The 12,406-nt window shown below is 32.8% G+C and carries 10 protein-coding genes and 1 pseudogene; 7 read left to right on the forward strand and 4 right to left on the reverse strand.

From position 1 onward, the window contains the following. Window positions 1-718: 718 nt before the first annotated feature. On the reverse strand, window positions 719-859 hold the full coding sequence (locus tag CJF42_RS15165) for an IS630 transposase-related protein (protein WP_212668829.1): 141 nt from the start codon (window positions 857-859) through the stop codon (window positions 719-721). Between the two features lie 134 nt (window positions 860-993). Here CJF42_RS15165 and CJF42_RS26825 point away from each other — a divergent pair, with 134 nt between their 5' ends. The 3 genes from CJF42_RS26825 (at window position 994) to tyrA (ending at window position 3,805) form a co-directional block, all read left to right on the forward strand. After that, window positions 994-1,182: a hypothetical protein gene (locus CJF42_RS26825; RefSeq protein ID WP_141235570.1), complete on the forward strand. Its 189-nt coding sequence runs from the start codon at window positions 994-996 to the stop codon at window positions 1,180-1,182. 77 nt (window positions 1,183-1,259) lie between these two features. Then, a complete protein-coding gene (locus CJF42_RS15170; protein ID WP_095367502.1) occupies window positions 1,260-1,982 on the forward strand; it encodes a GNAT family N-acetyltransferase in 723 nt (240 codons plus the stop codon). 695 nt (window positions 1,983-2,677) lie between these two features. Next, window positions 2,678-3,805, forward strand: coding sequence for a bifunctional chorismate mutase/prephenate dehydrogenase (gene tyrA, locus CJF42_RS15175; RefSeq protein WP_252097624.1), 1,128 nt, complete (start codon window positions 2,678-2,680; stop codon window positions 3,803-3,805). A gap of 126 nt (window positions 3,806-3,931) precedes the next feature. On the opposite strand, the gene CJF42_RS15180 is transcribed toward tyrA, so the two are convergent. Continuing rightward, window positions 3,932-5,089, reverse strand: coding sequence for a chorismate mutase (locus CJF42_RS15180; protein WP_095367504.1), 1,158 nt, complete (start codon window positions 5,087-5,089; stop codon window positions 3,932-3,934). A gap of 325 nt (window positions 5,090-5,414) precedes the next feature. Here CJF42_RS15180 and CJF42_RS15185 point away from each other — a divergent pair, with 325 nt between their 5' ends. The 4 genes and pseudogenes from CJF42_RS15185 to CJF42_RS15205 all read left to right on the forward strand — a co-directional run. Further along, window positions 5,415-8,453 (forward strand): bifunctional diguanylate cyclase/phosphodiesterase, encoded by a 3,039-nt coding sequence (locus CJF42_RS15185; protein ID WP_095367505.1) that lies wholly within the window; start codon window positions 5,415-5,417, stop codon window positions 8,451-8,453. A gap of 198 nt (window positions 8,454-8,651) precedes the next feature. Next, on the forward strand, window positions 8,652-9,152 hold the full coding sequence (locus CJF42_RS15190; protein ID WP_095367506.1) for a serine hydrolase domain-containing protein: 501 nt from the start codon (window positions 8,652-8,654) through the stop codon (window positions 9,150-9,152). 50 nt (window positions 9,153-9,202) lie between these two features. After that, window positions 9,203-9,760 (forward strand): serine hydrolase domain-containing protein, encoded by a 558-nt coding sequence (locus CJF42_RS15195; RefSeq protein WP_095367507.1) that lies wholly within the window; start codon window positions 9,203-9,205, stop codon window positions 9,758-9,760. A gap of 670 nt (window positions 9,761-10,430) precedes the next feature. Further along, window positions 10,431-10,713 (forward strand): annotated as a pseudogene (locus CJF42_RS15205) (transposase); the annotation flags it as partial. A gap of 130 nt (window positions 10,714-10,843) precedes the next feature. Here the strand turns inward: CJF42_RS15205 and CJF42_RS15210 are convergent. Together CJF42_RS15210 and CJF42_RS15215 are read right to left on the reverse strand one after the other, a co-directional pair. Continuing rightward, complete coding sequence (locus tag CJF42_RS15210) at window positions 10,844-11,632, reverse strand: spermidine synthase (RefSeq protein WP_095367508.1); 789 nt, start codon at window positions 11,630-11,632, stop codon at window positions 10,844-10,846. Between the two features lie 76 nt (window positions 11,633-11,708). Next, the gene (locus tag CJF42_RS15215; protein WP_095367509.1) at window positions 11,709-12,302 is read right to left on the reverse strand and encodes a LysE family translocator; all 594 of its coding nucleotides are present in this window, start codon (window positions 12,300-12,302) and stop codon (window positions 11,709-11,711) included. Window positions 12,303-12,406: the final 104 nt, after the last annotated feature.

Below are 12,406 nucleotides of genomic sequence, written 5' to 3' on the forward strand. Positions count from 1 at the left end.
CCTCACCCTACTCGATGTTTCTAACAGAGCGTAACGACTAGATTAAATTTCACATCATACTTTTGTATTCTTATCCTACCCAGCTCTGAAAGCTGAATTTCCAAGTAGAACGGGTATATAGCAATAGAATTGAGTATTGCTCAGTTTAACCAAATGCTCCAATCCAATAATAGATGTGTGTATAGGCTAGTATAGCCGGATCAATATAAAATGGCATAGTCAAGGTGCTCAGAAAATAGTTTGTAAAGCTCGCAACACTTAGTTCTTCTAATTAATTTTACATGCGCCCATTTTTGCTCAATTGGATTTAAGTTAGGGCTATAGGGAGGTGAAAATTCGCAGGTAAATCGATATTCGTTAATTGCATCGAGCATACAGTACGTTTATGAAAAGAGGCATTATTCATAACAATAACAGCGTCTTTATGCACCTTTGATAGTAAGTATTGAATTAACCAGGCATAGAACACATCGGAATTGACATATCATGTAAAAACACAGACCACTGACAATAGCTCCAATGATATTTACTCGGCCTTTTACTTGCCAATCATGCATGTCATAACAACGAAGACCTGTTTTTGAATCGCCATGAGTGCGCGACATACATTGTGCCAAATCACCCTCATCAAGATAAAAAATGTCTTTTCCACCCTCTTCATAACACGCAATCCGACGCTGAAAATTTAATCGCTCTTCTTCGTCATCTTTTGGGTATTTTAGTGTTTTTTAAAGTTGATATTAGTGCGTTTTAGAGTGTGATAAATAGCAGGTTGGCAAACTCCTAAGCGTTTAGCTCTCTCCCATTGATAATCATCTGGATGAGATTGCACATCTTTTTCTAAAACTTGCATATCCATTTTTTTTGTAAGCTAAAACATATTGGCGAAAATCTAAACTATACCCCATTCATTCATTAATTATGCCATATTATTTTTATTTAACTATATCTTGAAAAAAGCCATCACCTAGTAAAATGGAAAATGAGATAGCATTGGATTTTAATTCCTCGGTGGAGCTAAAGCAACGATTGCTGCGTAAAACTGTGGGAGATGCTCATAAATGGCCAAATAAAATAACCAACAGAGATGGTTCTATGGATTCTATTTTATTCATTAGCATATTAACGGTATCTAAAAAAATGCGTTTTAAGTTTTTAGTATTATCAGGTGTTAATAATTAGCAGGATTTAATAATATCAACTATAAATTAAATATGAGTTACACCTGACTTAAATTATTTTCTATATAGGGGTATATCATGGCAATGAAAAATAAAGAAAACATGCTGAAATCTTTATTTTTATTAGATGAAACTATTGCTAAGTCTAAAGGTAATGGATTTATTCAGAGTGTTACTAAAACAGATCTTCAAACAATAAAGTGTCAACATCCCAATTGGTTTTATTCTCATAAAATTCCAAACTTAATTATTTTTGAGCAACCAACACACATTAGTTCTGAAGAAGTCATGAAAACTTTAATTTATAATGAAAGTGTTACCCAAATAAAAGAAAAGATAGCAAGTTCATTTAAAATAAAATTGGGGTATAATTCTAAAAAGCAAATGAAACATCATTTGTTAACTCTATTTGCAGAAGATATAGATGATGTCCCAATAGCATACATTAGCTTTAATTTTTCCATAATGGATTATTGGTATGATAACGATGAGTTATGTAAAGATAATAATATTGGAATTTGTTGCCATTTAATATATTTATATGTATCACCTTCATGGCGAAAAATGGGGATCGCAAGTATACTTGCTAATACTATGACAACTCTGTTTTGGGAGCAGCTTCAACATTCATTAACCCAAATAGAGAACACAAATTTCATTCTATCTCCATTGTTATATAAAGGTATTAATGCTAGTGGTGGGGAAAAAATATTACAATTAGTAAATAGTGATATTAATGAGTTCGAAACTCTTTTGCCACAAAAAAATCAGAATTATAAGCAAAGCATTAATAATATTTAATCGAAAAAGAAAATACGCACATCTACTTGTTCTTGTTTTATTAATGAATACCACCTTTATATATCCAATGCTACATGGTAATGCACGATTTCAGCAAGTTGAGAAGCGTGTATAACGCGAGTTATAAGATGTGTCATTAGTCATCCTTAACAAATATTTATAACAATGCAGTTGATCGCTTATCTTCTTATTCTATGGGAGTTTAGGTAGAAAACGATTACGGCGTTATGATTCATCATCAGCGAATAACTTAATTACAAATCATGCCTTGTACTCCTATCCTACCCAAGCTCCGAAACCTATATTTCCAAGTAGCACGTGTATATAGAGACAGATTCAACTGCTCGGTGCATAGTTATACTATTTCCGATAATAAAGCGCTTTGAAATCCACCTAAAAGGAGTTTTTGATATGTTGTTAAGTCAGTTCTAAAGGGAGTAACCATGAATTCACTGACATGCCTAGTATTGTAAAACCTCATAAGCTCTGAGTGGTCACTTAATTATAGGAATTGGTATAATCATAAAAACGGAACAATTAGTTAAAATTTAAAACACGTTTCTGCTAGTTTTGAATTAAATACACCAAGAGAAGTGTGTTCATGAAAAGAATCGCTTTTGATTACTTTAAAGTATGATAATATCACATGTATATAATGATGTACTGATGTAAATTTAAGTTTACGAGGTTTGGTTTTGGTTCAAAAGTTAGCTTATCTTCGCTCACAAATAGATGCTTGTGATACTGAGTTAGTCGCCATTTTGGCGAAAAGAAATAAAATAACAGCACAAGTAGGACAAATTAAAAGAGATTCAGGAGAACCTGTTTATATTCCCGAGCGGGAAATACAATTGTTAAAAGCTCGAAGAGCACAAGCACAAATGCAAGGTGTATCAGGGGACTTAGTTGAAGATATTTTACGTCGTATGATGAGAGAGTCATACCAAAATCAACAATCAGAACTTGCTTGTGTTGCGCCTGACTTATCCCCTGCAGTGATTATTGGTGGAAATGGTGTAATGGGGCAATTATTTGTCAATCAATTACGTCGCTCTGGTATTGAAGTTAGAATTTTGGATAAAGAACAACAAATTTCCCAAGATGAAATTTTATCAGGTGCTAAATTAGTATTAGTTTCGGTGCCTATTAATAAAATGGAAGCTATTGTAGATGCGCTACCAAAACTTGATGATGATTGTTTATTAGTTGATATTACAAGTGTAAAAGAAAAACCAGTTACTGCAATGATGAATAGTCATAGTGGCCCAGTTGTTGGATTACACCCGATGTTTGGTCCAGATATAGAGCATTGGGTAAAGCAAATAATTGTTGTATGCCGTGGTAGAGGTGATATAAAAATAGATTCTTTATTAGCCCAACTAAAAATTTGGGGGACACAATTAGTAGAAATGGATGCTAAAAAGCATGATGAAGCTATGCAAATTGTGCAAGTTATGCGCCATTTAACGACATTTGTTTATGGACAGTTTTTAGCAAAACAAACGCATAGTTTAACTGAAATCAAAAGCTGCTCATCTCCGATATATCAATTAGAATTGATGATGGTGGGTCGTTTATTTGCTCAGTCACCAGGATTATATGCAGACATTATGTTAGCCCAATTTTATAATGTTGAATCGTTACTTGAAGATTATAAAGATATTTATCAACAAACTTTAGTAAAATTAAAAAATGGAGATAAAGCAGGTTTAATAGCTGGTTTTAGCGATGCTAAAAGCTATTTTTCTGATTCTGCAGAGTTATTTCTAAAACAAAGTAGGGCTTTATTAAATAAGGCAAATGATTCTAAAGTCTTAGATTAATAAATTAGCTTTAAAGCTTTGTTTAGGCCACAACAAGACTGAAATTACTTGTTATTTTCAATATTCTTCGTTTAGCTAATTTTCATCTTCAGGTAACGAGTTACGAGGTACTCGTTACCTGAAAGTTTATTTTGTCACTTCAACCTGAGTCATTGATTCACTTGGGTAACATCCAAGGATTCGAACATATTCAGTTACTTCTTTTAAATCTTCAAGTGCTTGCTGTGTATTACTTTGAATTAAGTTTGCTTCTAAATCAACATAGAAAACTTCTTCCCATGGATTGCCAGGAACAGGGCGTGATTCAAGTTTAACTAAGTTAATACTATGTTGTTTAAAAATGATTAAAGCATCGGCAAGTGAGCCTGCATTTTGACTTGTAGCCATTATCAAACTTGTTTTTGTAGGGATCTGTTTTGATGTTTGCATCGGTTTTCTTGCAACAACAATAAATCTACTATGATTCTCAACTTGATTTGCCACTGCCGATTGTACAACTTCTAAGCCAGCTTTGATCCCTGCTTGTTGTGAAGCGATAGCAGCACTATAAGGTGTTTCTAGTGCTTTAGCGATTGCGCTAGATGTTGAATCACAGTATTCAAGTTGAATATTTTCTAAGCCTTGAATAAATTGACTACATTGTGTGAATGGTTGCGGGTGACCAAAAACTTTTGTTATGTTTTCAATTTTTAGCCCATCTTTGGCAATTAAACAATGTTCTATTGATTGTGTTAATTCACCAACGATTGAAACTTGTGCATGTTGTAATAAATCAAAGACTTCATTGATACTACCAGAACAAGTATTCTCAATAGGTAATAAGCCAAAGTCAGCTTGACCTGTTTCAACTTTATTCGTGATTTCAAAAAAGCTTGAGCAACCAAGTTCAACTATATGATCACTACGACGACTAAAGTATTTGTGACAAGCTAATTGGCTGTATGAACCCTGACCACCAAGATATGCAATGCGATTAGTTTCACCTTTAATATCAGGATTGATATTTTGTTGTAACATTGCTTGTTGATGTAACACAGAGTCTTCAATGATCGTTTGGAAAACACTATTAACATAATAAGCATCTAAACCAAGAGATTTACCATACGATATTAACTTTTCTAATAGCGCGATTTCTCTTTGTTCATCTCTAATTGGTTTATTGTTCGATATCTTGTATTCAACAACAGAATGACTAATACGGCGCCGCTTTGTTAGTAGTATTAATAATTCAGAATCAATCTCATTGATATCTTTTCGTAATGCCTGTAATGCATCATTAGTCATAGGTATTTCCTCATTCCCAGTTTTAAAATTTATTGCAAAAAAAAACCTCCCATTTGGGAGGCTTGTATTTGTCGCTGACTTTTTTATGTCGTGACTAAACTGCCTCCCTTTTAGGGTGGAGTATAAAAAACATAAAGAAAAATCGAGCATAAATTCGTTTCATACCGTTAATTTAAAAATTAGCGCGTCATAAGTCAATAAATGTTTTAATTATTTTTTGAATATTACTTTTTCTGCTGTGTTAAATGAAATATTTAGAAATTAATCTGCTTGTATATAAAAAAGGTGTTGTTTGGGCTGAGTTTATTTTATATTTAAGGAGTTGATGGCAAAAGCCATTTCTAAAAGCAACTGTATAGGTTTAAATTTGAAGTATAGCCGTTTGCCATATCGTTATGGAAGAAATTCTCTTAGCGTTAAATTATCTGTTTTAATCTCAGTTATTTGTTTAATTGCAGGAATGAGTGTTGCTGTTTTGATGCTTAAATCTGAACGAAAACAATTAATTTTTGAAGAGTATGAGGCATTAAAGACAACGGGAGTAAATTTCATCAGGCAGTTCGATCAAATCATTGATAATAAAATAAAAATAGCGACTAAAGCTAATTTTGTTGTAAAACAGCAATTGTTTGAATATAACTTCATTCAGCCAAATCAAAAGAAAATTGAATTTGATCATTCACAAGATTCAGTGGTCCGAAGTATCGCATTAGATGGTTTATCTGCAGCCTATATTCCACAATCAAGCTTTAACGACTTTTATGAAAAATTATTTTATGATACCGAAGTACTCTGGCAAATTATTTCACCCACATTGACTAGAAATTTTTTCAATTTTTATTTTATTAGCAAAGATAATTTTATTCGAGTATCTCCACCCAATTGGGCTGTTCAATTAGAACCAGATCATCAATTTTCAAATGATCTATTTTATTCCGTTGCATTAGAAGAAAATAATCCGTCAAGAAGCCCTAAATGGACACCTGTTTATTACGATAATATTTGGCATAAATGGATTGTAAGCCTTATCGTTCCTTTATATTACAAAAACGAGTTTTTAGGTATAACAGGGAGTGATTTAATCTTCAGAGATTTAATTAAACACTTTTCAGTATCGGATAAAGAGCAGCAATTTTTTATTTTTAACAAACAAGGCCAAATATTATCTCATCCGTCAATTAATAATTTGATCGAAAAGAAAGAGGGAGGTATGAATCAGTTACTTGAAACAAGCGATTTAATTCCTCAGCATTTAAAAGAATTAGTACAATTAGCTATCAAAAAAGACTTACTTAATTTTCCAAGTTCATTTATTGAAGATAATGAAGTACATATTGTCAATATTCATAAAATAGCATCATTTGATTGGTATATAGGGGTATATAAAAAGCGCTCATCTATTTTATCTGCTTTGGATGAATTAGAAATAAAATTCTTTGGTTTGTTTATAATTTATACTGTTCTAGTGGTTATTTTGTTACATCAATCATTGAATGAATTATTGTTAAAGCGTGTTATTACGCTAGTGCATTCGGTTAATGCTTTTGGCAAAAGTAAAGGTAAATCAAAAGTAGACTTCCCTGAAGCAAATAAAGATGAAATAGGTGCATTAAATGGCGCATTTAAAAACATGTCTGAAGAAATTACCAAACATTTAGATAATTTAGATCAACGCATTATAGAAAAAGAAGAGGCGGAACTAGCCGCAAAACGTCTTATTAAGGCCGTTGAGTTTTCTGGCAGTGCGGTTGTTATAGCTGATTCAGATTTAAATATTGTATATGTAAATCCTAAAATGCCTGAAATGACAGGTTATGAAGAAAAGGAACTGATAGGGTCTTCAATACTTAAGATTATTGCACAAGAGATGCAAATATTAGTAGATGATATAGAATTAGACCTAAAAAGCAGACATTATTGGAGAGGGGATACATTATTTAGGAATATTTACAATAAAGCGATTTGGGTATCTCTGAGTATTTCTCCTATTAGAAATGAAGATAGTTCAATTACTAGTTATGTGGCATGTGCACAAGATATTAGTTTTGTGAAAGAAAGCCAACGTAAAATGGAACAGTTGGCTTATTATGATACATTAACGGGTTTATCAAACCGAGCATTTTTCAGAATGCAGCTAAGAAAATCAATGGCATTAGCAGCAAGAGGGCATTATTCTTTTGCTTTGTTTTATTTTGATTTAGACGAATTTAAACGTATTAATGATACTTTAGGTCATGATGCTGGCGATCAGTTATTACTAGAAGTGGCAAATCGATTAAAGTATAGATTAAGAACAGAAGATACCATTGCAAGGTTGGGTGGTGATGAGTTTGCAGTATTACTCAGTGGTATTAATGATAGAGAAAAAGCGAGAGAAGTCGCAAATACAATTCAAGAGACCTTAAGTAAGCCAATAAAATTAGTTAATGATGAAGTTATTGTTAGCGCCAGCATTGGTATCACGTTAGCCCCACAAGATAGCTCTGAAGAAGACCAATTGTTAAAACACGCTGATTTAGCGATGTATGAAGCAAAAGCAAAAGGTAGAAATACCTATCATTTTTATAACTCTGATCTGAATGCTGCTGCCAAAGAACGCATGTTAATTGAAAATGAGTTAAGGGTTGCATTAAAAGAAAAGCAATTTGAATTGTACTATCAGCCTCAACTTGATAGTAGAACGCGAACTATTGTTGGCTATGAAGCATTGATCCGCTGGTTCCACCCAGTTAAGGGAATGATATCTCCAGATAAGTTTATTCCTATTGCGGAGAGTACAGGAATTATTGTTGAGCTTGGTGAGTGGGTTCTATGGGAAGCATGTCGCTTTGCAAAAAGGCTGGTTGAACAAAATATTGGAAATAATGTTTCAATTAACCTATCAGCAAGACAGTTTAAAGATAGTAATTTAGTCGATATATTATCTCAAATACTAAAGGAAACAGATGCTAGTGCTAATAATGTACATTTAGAATTAACTGAAAGCATGTTAATGGGCGATATAGAGGCCGCTATCGTGCAATTACATGAACTTAAAGCCTTAGGACTTTCTTTATCTATTGATGATTTTGGTACTGGCTTTTCTTCATTGAGTTATTTAAAGCGTTTTCCTGTTGATATTCTTAAAATTGATAGATCTTTTGTAAAAGATATTCCAAAAGATGCAAGTGATATGGCTATTAGTGCTGCCATAATCGCAATGGCGACTAAATTAAAGCTTAACTTAGTCGCTGAAGGTGTTGAAACAGTGGAGCAAATTGAATTTTTAGAACAAAATGGTTGTTATATAGTTCAAGGTTATTATTTTAGTCCTCCTTTACCTGAAAGAAAACTCGAGCATTTTAGAAGTACACTAGAAACTTAAAATATAACGACTACTTTGAATTAGGGTAACGTTTAATTGTTGTAGCTCATATTTGATAACTTAGACTAATCGTACAGTTGATTAGGTCTGCAGAGTTTCGGTTTTTAGATATAACAACGGGGGGTGATATTAGTTGACTTATAAAGACCTAAATTATAAATTTCATGCGAAATCAAGATTATAATAAAGATGTAATTCATGAAATTTAAGGTGTTGATACTTACCATCGGACTAATGTATTTGTCTATTTCCCAAAAGTTAAAAGCTGACGAAAATGTTCAATCACAACAGTTAAAAGAATTTAATAACTGGATAAATGAGTTAGATAACAAGGATGAAATTAGTGGCGCATTTTTAATTGCCCGTAAAGGCAAGATAATTTACAGCAAAACTGTTGGTAAAGTACATCCACATCGTAATGATATGATCACATTAGATTCATCATTTAATCTAGGATCGCTCTCCAAACATTTTACAGCAATGGGGATCATGTTATTAAAAAAGCAAAACAAGCTTAAGTATGATGATAAAGTTCAAATACATCTTCCTGAATTTCCATATAAAAATATAACTATCCGACACTTGTTAAACCATACTTCCGGAATGATTAATTATGAAGTCTTAACGGATGAGTTCTGGAATAAAAGGGGCTTTACCAATCAAAATATGATTTATTTAACACCCATCAGCCCAAGCTAGACTTTTCTGCTGGTAGCACTGCTGAATATAGTAACACCGGGTATGTTGTTTTGGCCTATATTATTGAAAAATTATCAAATCAATCACTTGAAGAGTTTTCGAAGTTACATATTTTTAAACCTTTGGGTATGAATAATACTCGGGTTTTTACCATTTTATCCAAAGGCAACACCTTTCCTTCTCGTGTTTATGGACAGTCTAACAATGGTATGGACGATCTATATTATCTTGAAGGAGTAACTGGAGATGGTGCCGTATATTCAACTGCTAACGATTTACTTAAATGGCATAGTGGGTTGCAATCAAATACTCTTCTCTCTAAAGAAGAGCTAAATAAAGCATTTAAACCAACATTATTAAATAATGGTAAATTATCTTATTATGGTTTTGGTTGGTTTTTACATCCACAATCACCCAATATTATTGGTCATGCAGGTAACTGGGTAGGCTTCAATAATGACTATGTACGAAACATTGCTGATGATTCAGTATTAATCATGTTAACTAATAAAGGAGGCGGCGATAACTTTTGGACTCTTCGAGAACGTTTTATACCCAAGCCACTTCAAGATGTGAGGTTCAGGACTGCTGAGCAATTCATGATCTAGGCGCATCTTTGCATTAATGGTTACTCCCTTAAAAAAAGATGGACCGGCAATATGCTCCTGCATTGCTCTAGTACCTACATCCATGCAGGCAACAACGAGCATGATTTGCTCAGAAGTCCCTGTAAGGTTGGTTTATAAATACTTTATGCAGCGTTATTGATTTTGAAAAGGGAATAACCATGTTCTTCAATCAATGCCTTGCCTAAAGCATTTCTAATTCCAACTGAATCCAGCCTCTTGAAGTGGTTTGGGTATATACAAGCTTATGATAAAAACATGGTTATAGATTACTTAGCTTTTTTCGATTAAGTAAGCCGTCCCTATAATCGCACAAGCATTAATAACTACTTTCTTATTTCATTATCTTCTTTTAGAAAAGTATTAACGGCAGCAGTGCTAATTAGGTTGTCTTTTTGATATAGCTCTATTTTTAATTATGTAAGGCATTAATTGAAGATAAAGATGTTCCCTTATCAAAATTAATAACGCAGCATAAACCCTGTTTAAACTCGCTGAGGGGGGCTTCTGAGCAAACTCACTTCATCGTTGTCTTGGTTTTAAAGGTGCTACATTCCACATAAACACGTCTTGAATTGGGCTCGCTCAGATAGCTCTGAAACATGTATATTGAAGTAACATGGGTATAGGCATGTTGCCAAGTTCGGATTATATCATTGCAGATAAAGGCTATGATAGTGAAGTCCTTAGAGAGCAAATACGCGATAAAAATGCCATTCTAGTTATCCCAAGGAAGAGAAATTCCAAGGTAGGTAAATGATGATATCGATTGGTGTTTATATAAATACCCTCATTTAGTTGAGCATGTTTTTGCTCGCCTCAAGCATTACCTAGGCATAGCGACAAGATATGATAAATTAAAAAGAAATTATGAAGGTACACTCGCATTGGCATGCTGCATCATATGGCTGCCAATGCAAGTGGTCAAATTATGAACTTGAAAGATCAACAGACCTTACATGGAACTTCAAATAATTATCATCATTTTTTCTGATTAAGGTATTACTTTGTGTGGATATCTAAGTATTGACGTAAAGTTTTTTCTGAGCCTTATAGTTAATAAAATTATGAGTTGTTTAGTTTGATAGGTAAATAAATCGTTGATGAAATAATGCTTGTGAAGTCATAGAAGTATTGGTGCAGTTTTTTATTGTTAGCGTCAATAAGCTGTTGTTTATTCGGGATTACTTTGGAGGATATGATTATAACAATATTTTTATGATCTGGATATTCAACTAAAGCGACATGGTTAAAAACTTGGCGTATTAACAGTAATATATGCTGTAATTGTGTAGTATTTTTAGGCAGTAAGTTTAAAAAAATCACTCCAGAGATATGTAGTGCTTGCTTTAATTGTTTATAAAACGTGAGTTCAAAGATGCAATTACTATGATCTTGACTGTTAAAAATGTCACATAAAATAACATCAAATATTTGGTTTGTGTTCTTTAAAAATTGTTCAGCTGTTTCAATATTTAAGTTTACTTGTTTAGGTAAGTTAAAATACTTTTGCGCTATTTCAGCAATATCGCTATTTTGTTCTACAGAAGTAATGTTTACGTGTTTATGCTGTAATGCCAGTTCAATAGATCCAACACCCATGCCTAAATTAAGTAAATTTATATTTGTTGATTTCCAAAGTAAAAATAATGTCATAGTTCGGGTATACGGAAATACTAATTCAGTTGGATTGTCTAAATTTACAATCGATTGAAATACTAATGGGGATTGTTGCGTATTTTTAGTTGCTAGCCAGCGGTAATGTTTATATTCTCTTACTTCGGCAATCGTATTTGAAAGCGACTGCTTATAAATTAGCTGGCCTTCATTCACATGAATGTTTAGATGATCCATAAATGAAGACCTATTTTTCTTTACTGTGACATTTAATTTGGCAACTTTACTCGGAAAATTAATATAATTCTATAACTTATATAATTAAAGGGTATAAACTGGCAATTAATAATAAAGCCATTGTAAAGTTAAATACTTTAAGCCTAAGATCACTGGTCAAAAACTTTTTGAGTTGTTGACCTAATACAGTCCAAATTCCAACCGAAGGTAAGTTAATAGTACCAAAAATTGCCCCAACTAGAAGTATGGAATCCATGCTTTTAGTGGGAGAATATACACTAATTGCAGTTAATGCCATGGTCCAGGCTTTTGGATTGACCCATTGAAATATAGCCGCTTGTAAAAATGAAAATGGCTTTGTATTATGAGTTTTTTGATCTTGTATTGGTGCGCTAGTTGCAATTTTATAAGCGAGATATACAAGATATAAAATGCTGGAAACCTTTAATATTTTATAGCTTATTGGATAAATATCAAATATTTGTAATAAACCAGCGCCGACTAAACAGACCATAAATACAAAGCCTAAATTGATACCCAACATATGTGGTATAGTCAGCTTAAAACCAAAGTTTGCACCCGATGACATGAGCATTAAGTTATTTGGTCCAGGTGTAATGGATGAAACAAAGGCAAATGTAGCTAATGCGGTTAATATTTCTATATTCATAAAAACCTCTAGAGGTTATAATTTCTTAATAAAGGACTTAAACAATTATAATTTTTATTTCATTAAATTATCTTGCTTTGTTTCGATAAATACAGGTTTTTACA

The sequence above is a fragment of the Pseudoalteromonas sp. NBT06-2 genome (assembly GCF_002276045.1).
GTDB lineage: Bacteria > Pseudomonadota > Gammaproteobacteria > Enterobacterales > Alteromonadaceae > Pseudoalteromonas.